At 57.6% G+C, this 15,134-nt stretch carries 11 protein-coding genes; 3 read left to right on the top strand and 8 right to left on the bottom strand.

Going from position 1 to position 15,134, the window contains the following annotated elements:
* Positions 1 to 2 precede the first annotated feature (2 nt).
* The 3 genes from DPA2511_RS11690 to hcp form a co-directional block, all read right to left on the bottom strand.
* Positions 3 to 1,478 carry a DUF2867 domain-containing protein gene (locus DPA2511_RS11690; RefSeq protein ID WP_015853965.1) on the bottom strand — a complete coding sequence of 492 codons (1,476 nt, stop codon included), beginning with the start codon at positions 1,476 to 1,478 and terminating at the stop codon, positions 3 to 5.
* A 137-nt stretch (positions 1,479 to 1,615) separates the two neighbouring features.
* Positions 1,616 to 2,623 (bottom strand): NADH oxidoreductase, encoded by a 1,008-nt coding sequence (hcr, locus tag DPA2511_RS11680; protein ID WP_015853964.1) that lies wholly within the window; start codon positions 2,621 to 2,623, stop codon positions 1,616 to 1,618.
* Between the two features lie 57 nt (positions 2,624 to 2,680).
* A complete protein-coding gene (hcp, locus tag DPA2511_RS11675) occupies positions 2,681 to 4,333 on the bottom strand; it encodes a hydroxylamine reductase (RefSeq protein ID WP_015853963.1) in 1,653 nt (550 codons plus the stop codon).
* A 285-nt stretch (positions 4,334 to 4,618) separates the two neighbouring features.
* Here hcp and DPA2511_RS11670 point away from each other — a divergent pair, with 285 nt between their 5' ends.
* The gene (locus DPA2511_RS11670) at positions 4,619 to 6,280 is read left to right on the top strand and encodes an ATP-dependent endonuclease (protein WP_015853962.1); all 1,662 of its coding nucleotides are present in this window, start codon (positions 4,619 to 4,621) and stop codon (positions 6,278 to 6,280) included.
* A 198-nt stretch (positions 6,281 to 6,478) separates the two neighbouring features.
* Here DPA2511_RS11670 and cspD read toward each other — a convergent pair whose 3' ends face one another.
* Positions 6,479 to 6,700: a cold shock-like protein CspD gene (gene cspD, locus DPA2511_RS11665; RefSeq protein WP_015853961.1), complete on the bottom strand. Its 222-nt coding sequence runs from the start codon at positions 6,698 to 6,700 to the stop codon at positions 6,479 to 6,481.
* Positions 6,701 to 7,046: 346 nt separating this feature from the next.
* Here cspD and clpS point away from each other — a divergent pair, with 346 nt between their 5' ends.
* A complete protein-coding gene (gene clpS, locus DPA2511_RS11660) occupies positions 7,047 to 7,367 on the top strand; it encodes an ATP-dependent Clp protease adapter ClpS (RefSeq protein ID WP_015853960.1) in 321 nt (106 codons plus the stop codon).
* Between the two features lie 29 nt (positions 7,368 to 7,396).
* Positions 7,397 to 9,676, top strand: a complete 2,280-nt coding sequence (clpA, locus tag DPA2511_RS11655; protein WP_015853959.1) for an ATP-dependent Clp protease ATP-binding subunit ClpA — start codon at positions 7,397 to 7,399, stop codon at positions 9,674 to 9,676.
* 605 nt (positions 9,677 to 10,281) lie between these two features.
* On the opposite strand, the gene infA is transcribed toward clpA, so the two are convergent.
* The 4 genes from infA to cydD all read right to left on the bottom strand — a co-directional run bounded on the left by infA (position 10,282) and on the right by cydD (position 14,914).
* Positions 10,282 to 10,500: a translation initiation factor IF-1 gene (infA, locus tag DPA2511_RS11650; protein WP_002211347.1), complete on the bottom strand. Its 219-nt coding sequence runs from the start codon at positions 10,498 to 10,500 to the stop codon at positions 10,282 to 10,284.
* A 95-nt stretch (positions 10,501 to 10,595) separates the two neighbouring features.
* The gene (gene aat / locus DPA2511_RS11645; RefSeq protein WP_015853958.1) at positions 10,596 to 11,312 is read right to left on the bottom strand and encodes a leucyl/phenylalanyl-tRNA--protein transferase; all 717 of its coding nucleotides are present in this window, start codon (positions 11,310 to 11,312) and stop codon (positions 10,596 to 10,598) included.
* Positions 11,313 to 11,408: 96 nt separating this feature from the next.
* Positions 11,409 to 13,130, bottom strand: a complete 1,722-nt coding sequence (gene cydC / locus DPA2511_RS11640; RefSeq protein WP_023638338.1) for a heme ABC transporter ATP-binding protein/permease CydC — start codon at positions 13,128 to 13,130, stop codon at positions 11,409 to 11,411.
* Between the two features lie 17 nt (positions 13,131 to 13,147).
* The gene (cydD, locus tag DPA2511_RS11635; protein ID WP_015853956.1) at positions 13,148 to 14,914 is read right to left on the bottom strand and encodes a heme ABC transporter permease/ATP-binding protein CydD; all 1,767 of its coding nucleotides are present in this window, start codon (positions 14,912 to 14,914) and stop codon (positions 13,148 to 13,150) included.
* Positions 14,915 to 15,134 lie beyond the last annotated feature (220 nt).

Raw genomic sequence — 15,134 nt, 5'->3', positions numbered from 1 at the left:
GTTTAGCTATCGCCGGGCAAGCTGTTGTCAGGGTCTGGCAATTCCGCCTCTTCCGCCAACTGCGCAATCCGTTGGGTCATGCCGCGAAAAATGAACACATGGATCGGGGTCATCAGGTACCAGTACAGCAGGCCTTTCCACCCGTCAGGATGCCACCAGGCGTGGATGCCGACGATGCGGTAGGTGCCTCGTTCGTCGATGGTAAAGGTCAATCGTCCCAGCCCGGGCGCTTTCATACCGAACAGCAGGTTCAGGCTATGAGGCGGTTGCACGGCGAGCGCCCTCCAGCCATTGATGTTATCGCCGGTGCGTAACTCATTACGCGCCGGCCGGCCATACACCACTTGATTGCCGCACAGATCGTCGATCCGTGCGCGTATCCGCCATAACCGGTTGGCATAAAAATAGCCGTCCGCGCCGCCTACGCGCTGCGTCACATGCCAGATCGCTTTGCTGCTGGCGACGGTTTTCTGACTAAACCCGACCCGCTTGGGATAAAAAGCAAACCCAGGGCGCCAGCGCGCACGGGCAGTGGCGTCGAATCCCCAGTCCGGGTGGCTCATTTCGTCTATTGCGCTGTTGAGCGCGGCGGCGATGGCGTCGTCAACGGTTTGCAGGCGTTGGGGAATCAGCTGTTGCAAGCTGTTGTCAGTCATCACGATATCCTGTTGCTGGCTGGCGATTAAGGCGTGGATAAACGGACGCGGCAGCGAAGTGACGGCCTGGAGGAAACAACGGGACAGCGCATTGAAAGACAGCGGCAGCGGGATGACCCATCGGCGTTTGCCCGCCAGACGGATAAAGCGCCGTAACAGGCTGATATAGCTCACGAAATCTGGCCCGGCTGCTTCCAGCACACGGTGTTCGGCTGTGGGATGGCGCCGAATTTCATCCAGGTAGTGCAGCAGGTTGTCCAGCGCGATGGGGGATGATTTCGCGCGTGTCCAATGCGGCGGCATGAGTATGGGCAGATGCTCGACCGCGCTGCGCATCACTTCAAACGCGACGGAGCCGGGGCCGATGATGGGGCCGATGCGTATCTCCGTCACGGGAATGCCGCAGTTGCGTAAAATATCGCCGGTCTGCTGACGGGCATGGGCGTATTCGGATAACAACGGCGGTGATGAGGAGACGGTGCCGAGACAGATGATCTGACGGACATGGCTGGTGCGTAGCATGTGGCGCAGGTTTTGCGCCGACTGACGTTCGCGATCGACGAAATCCGGCCCGTCTTCCATATTGTGGAACAGGTAATAGAGGGTCTCCGCCTGCCATAGCCCTTCCGGTAAGGTGTGGGGTTTCATCAGATCGAGATATTCGTTGCGAACCCCGGGGAGCGCCAGCGCGGACAGGCGTTCGGGGTGGGACGATGCGGCGATGACCGGCTGCCCTTGCCGGCTTAGCCAGGCGGTCAGGTGACGGCCGATATAGCTGCTGGCGCCGAGAATCAGCACGGGGTTGGGATGGGTGTGGGCCATGATGCTCTGCTCCTGCCTGAGCGGACAACCTGAAAAAGCATGCCCATATTGGATGAGATGGTTGTCGTGCGCAACTGGTTTACGCCGCGGCAGGCAGGCGCCGCGGCGGACGGTATCGCTGACGCGGATACGGACGGTTATGCCAGAACGATGTCGCCCTGCAACTGACAGCTACAGGCCAACACATAACCTTGCGCCACCTCTTCCGGGGTCAGCGTCATGGTGCTGGTGGTGGTGTACTGCCCGTGCAGTATCCGGGTTTTGCAACTGCCGCATACGCCGGCGCGGCAGGCGGCATTGACCGGCAGGTTGTGGCTTTCCAGCGCCGCCAGCAGGCTGACGCCCACCGGTACTTTCACCTGCCGCAGCGGATTGCGGATCGTCATGGTGAGGGTATTGTCGTCGTCAATGTCTTCCACCGGCTCTGCGCCGAATTGCTCTTTAAAGAACCGATCCGGGCCGACGCCCAATTGTAAGCTCAGGGTCTGCGCCAGTTTCATATAGGGGTGCGGGCCGCAGGTCATGACGGTACGACGGGCGATATCCGGCACCTGCTGTTGCAACACGGTTTCCGTCAGCCGGCCGCTGAGAAAACCGACGGCGGCGTCCTGTTCGGCCATCAGCGTCAAGCGCAACTGCTGCGGATAGCGTTGGCTCAGCGAGCGCCACTCATCGGCAAAGATCACCTGCTGCGGATCCCGCACGTTGAACATCACCTGAACATCGACTTCCGGTCGCATCGCCAGCAGCCAGCGCGTCATGGCCATGATCGGGGTGACGCCGCATCCCGCCGCCAGCATCAGGTAACGATCGCTGACCGCCCGGCGGCAGGTGAATTCGCCCTGGGCGTCGGAAAGCCAGAGGTAATCGCCCGGTTTAACCTGTTGCGTCAGCCAGGTGGAGCCGAGCCCGCTCTCCAGTCGGCGCACTGTCAGCGTAATAAAGCGGCTCAATCCCGGCGAAGAGGACAGGGTATAGGCGCGCAGGGTATCGGCGCTGCCATCGATGCTGACCAGCGCGTACTGGCCGGGTTGCCAGGGGTAAAAATCGTGGCTTATCAGCGACAGCGTCCAGACATCCGACGTTTCCTGATGGAGGCTGTGTACCTGCATACGGTTGGGACACGATGGCGTAGGCATGGTCATGTCTATTCTCCTTGATTCTGCCCAACGGCCTGCTGATGGGCCGTTGGGCGACGGCCGTCAGGCGGTCAGAATGGCGTCCAGATCCTGTTCCACCGTGGTGATGGGGCGCATGCCGAATTTCTCGTTCAGAATGGCCAGCAGATTCGGCGTCAGGAAGGCGGGGGCGGTCGGGCCGGTGTAGATGTTCTTCACGCCCAGCGCCAGCAGCGTCAGCAGGATGACGATCGCTTTCTGTTCGAACCAGGACAGCACCAGACTCAACGGCAGGTCATTAACGCCGCAACCCAGTTTTTCCGCCAGATTCACCGCCAGCATGATGGCGGAGTAAGCATCATTGCACTGACCCACATCCAGCAGACGCGGTAAACCTTCCAGCGTACCGAAATCCAGTTTGTTGAAGCGGTACTTGCCGCAGGCCAATGTCATGATCAGGCAGTCGTTCGGTACGCTGCGGGCGAAATCGGTGTAGTAGCTGCGCTCCGTGCGGCTGCCGTCGCAGCCGCCGATCAGGAAAACATGGCGCAGTTTTTTTTGTGCGACCAGATCGATCACGGTATCGGCGGCACTGAGTAGCGTCTGACGACCGAAGCCGACGGTGATCAGGTGCTCGATTTCGCTGTAGGGGAAGCCGGGCAACTGCTGCGCTTGCGCGATGACCGCGCTGAAATCGTCGCCCTCAAGATGTTTCGCACCCGGCCAGCCGACGATGCTGCGCGTCCAGATGCGGTCGGTGTACTGGCCGACGCTGGGGTCGATGATGCAGTTGGAGGTCATCACGATCGGCCCCGGGAATTTGGCGAATTCCGTTTGCTGGTTCTGCCAGCCGCTGCCGTAGTTCCCCACCAGATGCGGGAATTTTTTCAGCTCCGGGTAGCCGTGGGCCGGCAGCATTTCGCCATTGGTATAAATATTGATGCCGGTGCCCTGGGTTTGTTCCAGCAGCATGCGCAGATCTTTCAGGTCATGGCCGGAAATCAGGATGGCTTTGCCCGCAACCGGGCGGACATTGACTTGCGTCGGTTGTGGGTGCCCGTAAGTATCGGTTTCGCCGCGATCCAGAATCGCCATGACGCCGAAGTTCATTTTGCCGATGGCCAGCGCATTATTCAGCAGGGTTGCTACATCGGTTGGACGAGTGCCGAGCCAGGCCATAAAGGCATGGAATTCCGCATACAGCGCGTCGTCGTACTGCCCCAGTACATGGGCGTGTTCCATGTAGGCCGCCGCGCCTTTCAAGCCATAGAGACACAGCATACGCAGGCCGTGGATATCATCGCCGATGGCGGCCTGATCCTGATTCAGTGCGAACTGGGCGGCCTGATCACGCAGAACGGCGATATCGTCGCCCGCCAGTTCCAGCGTGGCCATCGGGTGATCGACGTTGACCGAGGCGTCCAGCAGGCGGCAGCGCGTCGCCAGGGAATGACGCAAGGCGATCGCTTCTTTGGCATAGCCGATGATGCGCTGGGAATCGAAGTTAACGTTGGTGAGCGTGGCGAAGAAAGCACGTGGGGTAAAATGGTCGATCTCGTGGTCGACGATGCCTTGCGCTCTGGCCTGCAGCGCCCAAGCGGAAAGCCCCTGCAGCACGGCGACCAGCAGATCCTGCAAGTCGGAGGTTTCGGCGGTTTTGCCGCACATGCCTTGCGCATAGGCGCAGCCGTTGCCGGCAGGGGTTCGGATGGTCTGTTCACATTGCACGCAGTACATGATGACGTCCTTTTAAAGTTGTATTTTAAATGCCATTTATAAAGTAATCCGGTTGACGGCGACCAAAAAGGTTTTTTTGATGCAACTTTAAGTAAGTTTGACATAGCGCAATTTTGCGTCGCGGATGACAATCACTTGCATTTGATATCCATAACGGCGGTTGGCTGAAATTTGCCCGGTTATAGCGTCATTGCATGCGCACCCAGGCATATCCGGGGATGGGGGCTTGACCCTGCCGTGGTTTTGTCGTCATGCTCATAATGCATATGCAAAAGGAGGGCACGGATGTATCTGGAAAGAATCGATATTCTGGGATTCCGTGGGATCAACCGTTTGTCGCTGACGTTGGATGACAACACGGTGCTGATTGGCGAAAACGCCTGGGGCAAATCGAGCCTGTTGGATGCTTTGTCGCTTTTGCTGGCCCCGTCGTTGCCGCTCTACCATTTCGACCTGCAGGATTTCCATTTTACGCCCGGCGATGAAACCAGCCGGGAACGCCATCTGCAAGTGATCTTCACGTTTTGCGAATCTGCCCCCGGCCACCATCTGGCGCCGCGTTACCGGTCTCTTTCTCCGGTCTGGATCAAAGGGGAGAGTAAACTGCACCGCATTTTCTATCGTCTGGAAGGCGAAGTGGACGAAAGCCAGGCGATCTTTACCTGGCGTAGCTTTCTGGATGCGGGCGGTCATGCTCTGCCGCTCGATAATATTGATTGGCTGGCCAGCGAGGTCATTCGTCTGCATCCGGTGTTGCGCTTGCGGGATGCGCGGTTCATTCGCCGTTTTCGTCCCGGTACGCTGGTGCCGGCCATCGACAACAACGAACGGCTTGCGCATCAGATTGAAACCCTGATGCGCGAGCTGGCGCAGAATCCCAACCGGCTGACTGACCATGAACTGCGGCAGGGGATGGTCGCCATGCGACAACTGGTCGAACACTATTTCTCCGAACAGGGGGCGGCGCCGAACGAACGGCACCATTATCGGCATGCGCGTGCCGGCAACGGCAAGGCGTGGCGTTCGCTGGATACGATCAACCGGATGTTTGCAGGGCCGAACAGTCGTAGCCGCCGTATTATCCTGCTCGAGCTGTTTTCAACGTTGTTGCAGGCCAAAGGCTCCATCGCGCTCGATCCACATTCTCGTCCCTTATTGTTGATTGAAGATCCGGAAACCCGGCTGCATCCCATCATGCTGTCAGTGGCGTGGGGGCTGCTGAACCAACTGCCATTGCAGAAAATCACCACCACCAATTCGGGCGAATTGTTGTCGCTGGTGCCGGTGGAGCAGGTGTGTCGCCTGGTGAGGGAGTCGGCCAAGGTTGCGCCCTATCGGATTGGGCGTCAGGGGATGAGCCAGGAGGACAGCCGCCGTATCACCTTCCATATCCGCTTCAACCGTCCGGCGTCGTTGTTTGCGCGTTGCTGGCTGTTGGTGGAGGGGGAAACGGAGGTCTGGATGCTCAGCGAAATGGCGCGGCAATGCGGCCATCATTTTGAGGCGGAGGGGGTGCGGGTCATCGAGTTTGCGCAGGTCGGCCTCCGGCCGTTGCTGAAATTTGCTTATCGCATGGGGATCGAATGGCATGTGTTGGTGGATGGCGATGACGCCGGGAAGAAGTACGCCGCCACGGTGCGTAGCCTGTTGCAAGCGCAGGGAGAAAGCGAACGCGACCATCTAACGATACTGCCGGCGTTGGATATGGAGCACTTTATGTACCGTAACGGTTTTAGCGGCGTTTATCACCGCATCGCGCAACTGCCGGAGCCAGTTCCGTTATCGATGGCGAAAGTCATTACGAAAGCCATTCATCGTACATCCAAGCCCGATCTGGCGATTGAGGTGGCGATGGCGGCCGCCGAACAGAGCGAAGCGGCCATCCCTCAACTTCTGCGCACTCTATTCTCCCGTGTCTTGTGGCTGGCTCGCGGCCGGGCCGACTGAACTAGGCCGGCCTCGCGTCCGAGTTATTTTTCTGACGACACGTTGCGGTAACGTTGTTCCGCCACGGTATCCCCACAGGGGAGGGCAATACGCTGGGGGGTTAAAGAAAAATGCCGACCGCTTGGCGGCCGGCACAGGTGTTTGTTTTTTACCTGGTATCAGGAACTAAAAAAGAAAACCAGAATGCGTGGGGTGAGTTCAGGCGACCGTTTCGCCGACCACCGGCACGATCAGACTGGCATGATTTCCTTTAGGCCCCTGGTGCACGGTGAATTTTACTATTTGCCCGGCTTTTAGCGTCCTGTAACCATCCATCTGAATCGTCGAATAGTGAGCGAAGATATCTTCTCCGCCGTCTTCAGGACAAATAAAGCCAAAGCCTTTGGCATTATTGAACCATTTAACAGTACCCGTCTCCATGCATTTCCATCCTTCGCTAGAGTATTCTCTAAGGTGAGGTTAATTGGTTAAGGAAACCCCGGATTGATTAAAACAGCAACAATCCAACCTCACACTCTAGTGAAATCACTTTGGCCGTCAAGCACCCTTTCCGGGCCTGTTGTCGCAAGTTTGTGAAAATTTGATACAGATAACGCTATTGATACGACACGTTGCCGTTAATGAGATATGCCGTCGGCGGCGTGCGGGAAAGCCCCGGGCGACGCAATTACGGGACACACCTTCTGCAGGCGATGATACAATGAAATCAGGCGCGTGACCGCGGATGACGGTCGACGGAAGATGAAGAACCGGGTCGGATTAAGAGATGGCAAATCACAATACAGGGCCGCAAGTCGAAGGCCAGACGAAAGATCTTCATGAGGAGGCGCTACAGCCGCCTTCTATGTATAAAGTGATACTAAACAATGATGATTACACGCCAATGGAATTTGTTATTGACGTTCTGCAAAAGTTCTTTTCTTATGATATTGAACGTGCAACGCAACTGATGCTTACGGTTCACTATCAAGGCAAAGCCATCTGTGGTGTTTACAGTGCGGAAGTGGCTGAAACCAAGGTGGCGCAGGTGAATCGTTACGCCAGAGAGAATGAGCATCCGTTGCTCTGTACGCTGGAAAAGGCCTGAATCAAGGCAATTTATTGGGGGAGGTGCCTATGCTCAATCAAGAACTGGAACTCAGTCTCAACATGGCTTTTGCCAGAGCGCGCGAGCACCGGCATGAGTTCATGACCGTGGAGCACTTGTTGCTGGCGTTACTCAGTAACCCCTCCGCACGCGAGGCGCTGGAAGCCTGTACGGTGGATTTGGCCGCGCTGCGCCAGGAGTTGGAAACCTTTATTGAACAAACTACGCCGACGCTGCCGCAAAGCGACACGGAGCGGGATACCCAGCCGACGCTGAGTTTCCAGCGCGTATTGCAGCGCGCGGTGTTTCATGTTCAGTCGTCGGGGCGCAGCGAAGTGTCCGGCGCCAATGTGCTGGTCGCCATTTTCAGCGAGCAGGAGTCGCAGGCGGCTTATCTGCTGCGCAAGCATGACGTCAGCCGGCTGGATGTGGTGAATTTCATTTCACACGGTACACGTAAAACGGAATCCGGGGGGCCGTCGGCCAGCGCGGAAAACCCGGTAAACGAAGAGCAGGCCGGAGGCGAAGAACGTATGGAAAACTTCACCACCAACCTTAACCAGCTTGCCCGGGTAGGGGGCATCGATCCGCTGATTGGCCGCGATCGCGAGCTGGAACGCACCATCCAGGTATTATGCCGTCGTCGTAAGAACAATCCATTGCTGGTCGGGGAGTCCGGTGTCGGGAAGACCGCCATCGCCGAAGGGCTAGCCTGGCGTATCGTGCAGGGCGACGTACCCGAAGTCATGGCGAATTGCAGTATCTATTCGCTGGATATCGGTTCGCTGCTGGCCGGCACCAAGTACCGGGGTGATTTTGAAAAACGCTTCAAGGCGCTGCTGAAGCAGCTGGAGCAGGATCAAAACAGCATTCTGTTCATCGATGAAATTCATACCATCATCGGCGCGGGCGCCGCTTCGGGCGGTCAGGTAGATGCCGCCAACCTGATCAAGCCGCTGTTGTCCAGCGGTAAGATTCGGGTGATAGGTTCGACTACCTATCAGGAATTCAGCAATATCTTTGAGAAGGATCGCGCGCTGGCCCGGCGTTTCCAGAAAATCGACATCACCGAACCCAGCGTGGATGAAACGGTACAGATCATCAATGGGTTGAAACCGAAGTACGAAGCCCATCACGATGTCCGCTATACCGCTAAAGCGATTCGTGCCGCGGTTGAACTGGCGGTGAAATATATCAATGATCGCCATTTGCCGGACAAAGCCATCGACGTGATTGACGAAGCGGGTGCGCGTTGCCGTCTGATGCCGGCCAGCAAACGCAAAAAAACCGTCAATGTGGCGGATATCGAATCCGTGGTGGCGCGTATTGCCCGCATCCCGGAAAAAACCGTCTCCGCCAGCGATCGCGATGTACTGAAGAATCTCAACGACCGGCTGAAAATGTTGGTATTCGGACAGGACACGGCGATTGAAGCCCTGACCGAAGCCATCAAGATGAGTCGTGCCGGGCTTGGCAGTGAGCGTAAACCGGTGGGGTCGTTCCTGTTCGCCGGTCCGACCGGGGTCGGGAAAACCGAAGTAACGCTGCAACTGGCCAAAGCGCTGGATATTGAGTTGTTGCGCTTTGATATGTCCGAGTACATGGAGCGTCATACCGTCAGCCGGCTGATCGGCGCGCCTCCGGGATACGTCGGGTTTGATCAGGGCGGGTTGCTGACCGATGCGGTCATCAAGCATCCACATTCGGTGCTGTTGCTGGATGAAATTGAGAAAGCGCATCCGGATGTCTTCAATCTGCTGTTGCAGGTGATGGATAACGGTACGCTGACCGACAATAACGGCCGCAAGGCGGATTTCCGCAACGTTATTGTCGTGATGACCACCAATGCCGGCGTGCGTGAGACCCAACGCAAATCCATTGGCCTGATCCAGCAGGACAATAGCAGCGATGCGATGGAAGAGATCAAGAAAGTCTTCACGCCGGAGTTCCGTAACCGGCTTGACGGCATTATCTGGTTCAACCATCTGTCGCCGCAGGTCATTCAGCAGGTGGTGGACAAGTTCATCGTCGAATTGCAGGCGCAACTGGATGCCAAGGGCGTCTCGCTGGAAGTGAGCGAAGAAGCGCGCAACTGGCTGGCCGACAAAGGCTATGATCAGTCGATGGGCGCCCGTCCTATGGCGCGTGTCATTCAGGAAAACCTGAAAAAACCGTTGGCCAACGAATTGCTGTTTGGTTCGCTGGTGGATGGTGGTTCCGTCAAGGTAGAACTGGACGATGCCGCTCAGATGTTGACCTATCGCTTCTTGAGTGCGCACAAAACCCGGCCGGAAGGGGCGGTGCACTGAGCCTCCGTCATCAGGCAAAAAAATACCTATGTGAAAAGGCATCTGCGGATGCCTTTTTTACTGCCAGTTTATCAACGTTGCCGGCTATGAACGCGGGGTGTCATGACACATTCGATCCAATAGCCGCGACGCCGCGCTGATGTCAATCTGGGGAATGTGGTCATCGTCGGATTGAACCTAGCCGATGAGGTGGTTTTCTGTCGTTTGCGGTATAAAACCGGCTCTTATCGCAGGGTTGGATGCAGCGTGAACCTTCCAGCGGGAGACCCGTGCCTGCCCGTTGAGCGTTGGCGCTGTTGGGGCGCTGCCGCTCACGCGATGTTGCCCCAGCAATCCGACTCAATGGATTGGCATCTCGCCGCAAAGGGAGAAACCCCCGCTGCCCTGAACGATAGACGCTATCGGTGTATTGTCCTGGTTATATGTTGCTGTGTCGTCGTTGTCATGAGTCTGCGGTAAAGCGATTTACCTGCGCGGGGGAAACCCTTTTTACCGAAAAACAACGGGCCGGATGCAAACATCGACCCAAAGAAACGCCCTCGCCGAAGGCAAGGGCTGCGGAGGGGGACATCCTCGTGAAATCGCGTTACACGATGGCGAGCCTGTTAGCGGCTACGGAAGACAATGCGGCCTTTACTCAGGTCGTACGGGGTCAGTTCCACAGTGACTTTGTCACCCGTCAGGATGCGGATATAGTTTTTACGCATTTTACCGGAGATGTGAGCGGTAACCACGTGTCCGTTTTCCAATTCAACACGGAACATGGTGTTGGGCAGCGTATCAAGTACGGTGCCTTGCATTTCAATATTGTCTTCTTTGGCCATCGAATCCTCTAGGTTTAATTACCTTAGTTTTTAACCGGCAAGATAATGCCGAAAAACCCACATCATGTAAAGGCATGTAAACACCCACCGCCGATTTATCGGGATGGCGTGTCGGGGGGGAAGATCAGCGTTTGAGGCTGCCAGCAAGCGTTACCGAGGGACTGGGTGCGGTATTGCGCCAGCCGATATAGAAAATCACGCCGGGGGATTTCTGTTGCGCCCAGCGATGCGGTATGGGGGTTAAGCACCTGACAATCAATTAGCCGTCCGCCGTAACCTACAAAATGGTACAGGAATGCCGTCAACGCAAATTTGGAGGCATTATCAGCGCGGCTGAACATGGATTCACCGCAGAACAAGCTACCTTGCGCAATGCCGTACAGGCCGCCCACTAATTGCCCATCATCCCAGACTTCGACGGAGTGGGCATGTGTGGATTGATGCAAATATAAATAGGCTTCAATAATGTCGTCGCTGATCCAGGTGCCGTCATCCCGCTCGTTGGCGCAGGCAGTGATGACCTCGGTAAATGACTGGTTGAGCGTGACGCGATAACGGGTATGTCGCATAAATTTCTTCATGCTGCGGCTTAAATGGAATTGTTCCGGGAACAGGACGGCGCGTGGATCGGGGCTCCACCACAGAATAGCGTCGCCGGGCGTGTACCAGGGGAAAATACCCTGGCGATAGGCGCTGAGCAGGCGATCAGGCGACAGATCGCCACCGTAGGCCAGTAGGCCGTTGGGTTCGCGCAGCGCGGTTTCAGGATCTGGAAACTGCAACGAAAAAGGGGAAAGCTCGCGCAACAGCATACTGACCTCTGAACTTAGCCTGCGGACTCTATTGAGCTACGGACGATTGAGCTACGGACGATTAAGTTACGAACGATTGCGTTACAGACGACTGAGCTACAGACGTTGATGAAACTGCCAGTAGCGCCCCTGCTGTGCCATCAGACCAGAATGATCGCCCTGCTCAAGCAGGGAGCCATCGTCCATAATGCATAAGCGGTTGAAGCTTTCCAACCCATTCAAACGGTGGGTGATGATCATCAGGGTTTTGCCGATGCAATGTTGTCGCAACAATTCAAGTATCCGTCGCTCGGTCTCCGCATCCAGCCCTTCGGTCGGTTCATCCAGCAGCACCAGTGGGGCGGGGTGCAGTAGCGCTCGCGCCAGCGCGAGGCGTCGCTGTTCGCCGCCGGATAACTGACGACCGCCTTCTCCTAACCAGGCGTTCAGCCCATCATCCGCCAGCAGCTTGTCCAGACCGACCTGAACCAGCACGTTTTTTAACTGTTCATCGTCAGCGTGCGGTGCAGCCAGCGACAGATTGTCCCGCAGCGTTGCGCTGAATACGTGCACACGTTGCGGCACAACGCTCATCATGGCGCGCAGCCGGGATTCCGGCCAATCCTGAATCGGCACGTCGTTGAGTAGAATTTCACCGGTGGTGCACTCCCAGGCGCGGGTAAGCAATTGCAACAGTGTGGATTTACCGCAGCCGGTGCGGCCGAGCAACGCGATGTGCTCACCTGGCGCAATCGTCAGTGAAACCGAACGCAGTACCGGCTGTTGCTGATCGGGATAAGTGAATCCAACATTATTTAGCGTCACGTTGATTTGCCCAGACACGTCAGGCCCATTGACCGGGAACGTCACCATCGGCGGCAAGGTCATTAACTGACCGACGCGCACGGCAGACGCGGCAACCTGCCCGATATGCTGGAACGCGCCGGCTACCGGCGCCAGTGTCTCGAACGCCGCCAACGCCGCAAAAACGAACAGCGCGATTAGCGGGCCCGGCTCGGCATTGCCGCCGACGCCGCCGGCCGCCAGCCACAGGATCAACGTGACGGTCAGGCCGCTGGCGCCGATCAGCAACGCCTGGGAAAGGGCGCTCAAGCCTGCCTGCTGTTCCTGACGTGCGAACCAGCGTTCTTCCCAGTGATCCAACTGCTGACGGAAGGAAGCCAGCGCGCCAAAGATAGTCAGCTCGGCTTGCCCTTGCAGCCAGGTGGTCAATTGAACACGATAATCGGCGCGCAGTTCGGTCAACGCCACGCCGATCGGCTGCCCGGCGCGATAGAAAACGGGGGGCAGTAATAGCAACATCGCCAGCAGGATGACGCCCAGCGTCAGTGCCAGCGAACCATCAACCAGGCTCAGGCCGTAAGTGATCGCCAGAATCACGGCCAGCGCGCTGACCAATGGGGATATTACCCGCAGATAAAGATGATCGAGCGTATCCACGTCTGCGACCAAACGGTTAAGTAATTCAGCCTGACGAAACTGGCTCAATCCGCCGGGGGACAACGGCAGGAGCCGGCTGAAGGTAAACACCCGCAGATGCATCAACACCCGAAAAGTAGCGTCATGGCTAACCAAGCGCTCGAAATAACGGCTGGCGGTGCGGATAATCGCCGCGCCCCGCACGCCGGCGGCTGGCAACATGTAATTGAACGTCGTCAATCCCAGCAGGCCGACAATCGCCGACGCGGCAAGAAACCAGCCGGACAGCGTCAGCAGGCTGATACTGGCCAGCAATGTGACGATCGCCAGTATGATGCCCAGGCCAAGCTGCCAGAAATGACGTCGATAAAGGGCTAAAAAGGGTTTAAGCGCCTGCATCACCTGAATCTTATCCATTACAGTTCTCCATGACGCTGGGCCAGCAAGTCGGCGAACGGGCCTACCGTCCGGCTTAATTCAGCAAAGTGACCGCGTTGCACCAGCTGACCGTTATCCATCACCCAGATTTCGTCATAATGTTGAATATCCTGCAGTTGGTGAGTGATCAGCAGGGTGGTTTGCCGTAACGCCGCCTGATTGAGCGCATGCATCACCAGTTGTTCGCTGTGCGCATCCAGACTGGCGGCGGGTTCATCCAGCAATAACAGCTGGCATGGGTGGAGCAACGCACGCGCCACCGCTACCCGCTGCGCCTGACCGACGGACAGACGCGCCGCGCCGTCGCCGATCGTGGTATCCAGCCCTTGGGGCAGATGGGGGAGAAACTCCTGCACGCAGGCCCGTTCCAGCGCCTGCTGTACCGCTGTTTCGCTGATATCGGGACGCCCCAGCGTGATGTTTTGCCGGAGGGTGGCGGCCGGCAGATGAGGGTTTTGGCCGACCCAGCTTAAATGTTTGCGCCACGCGGTCAGGGAGAGTGTATTCAGCTCCTGCCCATTGACTGTCAGCGAGCCGCGGTAAGGCAGGAAACCGAGCAGCACATTCAGCAGCGAAGTCTTGCCCGACCCGCTGGTGCCCACCAACGCGACACGTTGGCCGGCCTGCAGATGAAACGTGAGCGGCCCGGCCAGCGTCTTGCCGGTTGGCGAATGCAGCATAAGGTTTTCCGCCACAATCTCTACCGGCTGAACGCTGTGAAAGTGCGTCTGGCCGTTGCCGACGGCCTCGCCTTCGGTGGTCAGAAAACGGTGGAGCGCTTCGGCCGCGCCGATGGCTTGGGCCTTGGCGTGATAAAAAGTCCCGAGATCACGCAGCGGCTGAAAGAACTCCGGAGCGAGGATCAGTACCAGAAACCCTGCAAACAGCGTCACCGCCGTGCCATAGCTGCCGAAATGCAACTCGCCGAGGTAGGAAAAACCGAAATATACCGCCACCACGGCGATGGATACCGACGCGAAAAACTCCAGCACGCCGGATGACAAGAACGCCATGCGCAGCACGTCCATCGTCCGGCCGCGAAAATCCTCCGAAGCCTGACGGATACTGTCGATTTCCGTGTGGCCGCGATGAAACAGCCGTAGTGTGTCCAGCCCGCGCAGCCGATCGAGAAAGTGACCGCTTAGCCGCGCCAGCGCCTGAAAATTGCGGCGGTTCGCATCGGCGGCGCCCATGCCGACCAGCGCCATAAACAGCGGAATCAGCGGCGCGGTAAGAAACAGAATCAGCCCGGCCGCCCAGTTCACCGGGAAAACGACCGCCAGAATCAGCACTGGAATCAGTGCGGCCAGATACATTTGCGGCAGGTAACGGGCGTAGTAGTCCTGCATATTGTCGACCTGTTCCAGAATCAGGCTAGCCCAGCTTCCGGCGGGTTTGCCCTGAATCCAGGCCGGCCCCAACTGCTGTAGCCGGTCAAGCACCTGGCGGCGAACCTGGCGCCGTACCGCCAGACCGCAGCGAAAGCCGACGCGCTCCCGCATCCAACTGACCGCAGCCCGCAACATAAAAGCCGCCGCCAGCCACAGAAACAAGGGCGTCAGCGCTGGGCGGGGTGTGTGGTCGATCATCAGCGCATGCAGCAGCGACGCCATCAGCCAGGCCTGAGCGACGATAAGCAGGCCGCTGATGATCCCCAGCAGCAGTGAGAGTCGTAGCCAGCGGTGCGCCAGTTTGCTTTGCTGTCTGAGCCAGCGCAGCAGTTCGCGTTGTCGGGTGTCTTTCATCGCTAAAGAGTCGCTTCCTGTGAATTACGTAAAAATAACGCTTATATAACCGCCAGTTAACATAAAGTGCTGGCAACGGTTAGGTTGGCGTCATGTTACCGCGACAGCGTGTCACTGCAAAAGAAAAGCCAAAGCCAGATAGGGGGGTTGATCAATTTTTGCGGGAGAGTACGCAGAGCAGAGAGCGCGATATCCCGGAAGCACGAGCCTCCGGGAGGGG

Origin of the sequence: Musicola paradisiaca NCPPB 2511, from assembly GCF_000400505.1 — a bacterium.
Classification (GTDB): domain Bacteria; phylum Pseudomonadota; class Gammaproteobacteria; order Enterobacterales; family Enterobacteriaceae; genus Musicola; species Musicola paradisiaca.
This window is presented reverse-complemented; position numbering and strand designations above follow the sequence as displayed.

Coding starts and splice junctions, on each gene's coding strand:
- cspD (WP_015853961.1), bottom strand. CDS start 6,700: ATGGAGACGGGTACTGTTAAATGGTTCAATAATGCCAAAGGCTTTGGC.
- clpA (WP_015853959.1), top strand. CDS start 7,397: ATGCTCAATCAAGAACTGGAACTCAGTCTCAACATGGCTTTTGCCAGA.
- clpS (WP_015853960.1), top strand. CDS start 7,047: ATGGCAAATCACAATACAGGGCCGCAAGTCGAAGGCCAGACGAAAGAT.
- aat (WP_015853958.1), bottom strand. CDS start 11,312: ATGCTGTTGCGCGAGCTTTCCCCTTTTTCGTTGCAGTTTCCAGATCCT.
- cydD (WP_015853956.1), bottom strand. CDS start 14,914: ATGAAAGACACCCGACAACGCGAACTGCTGCGCTGGCTCAGACAGCAA.
- hcp (WP_015853963.1), bottom strand. CDS start 4,333: ATGTACTGCGTGCAATGTGAACAGACCATCCGAACCCCTGCCGGCAAC.
- cydC (WP_023638338.1), bottom strand. CDS start 13,130: ATGCAGGCGCTTAAACCCTTTTTAGCCCTTTATCGACGTCATTTCTGG.
- DPA2511_RS11690 (WP_015853965.1), bottom strand. CDS start 1,478: ATGGCCCACACCCATCCCAACCCCGTGCTGATTCTCGGCGCCAGCAGC.
- DPA2511_RS11670 (WP_015853962.1), top strand. CDS start 4,619: ATGTATCTGGAAAGAATCGATATTCTGGGATTCCGTGGGATCAACCGT.
- infA (WP_002211347.1), bottom strand. CDS start 10,500: ATGGCCAAAGAAGACAATATTGAAATGCAAGGCACCGTACTTGATACG.
- hcr (WP_015853964.1), bottom strand. CDS start 2,623: ATGACCATGCCTACGCCATCGTGTCCCAACCGTATGCAGGTACACAGC.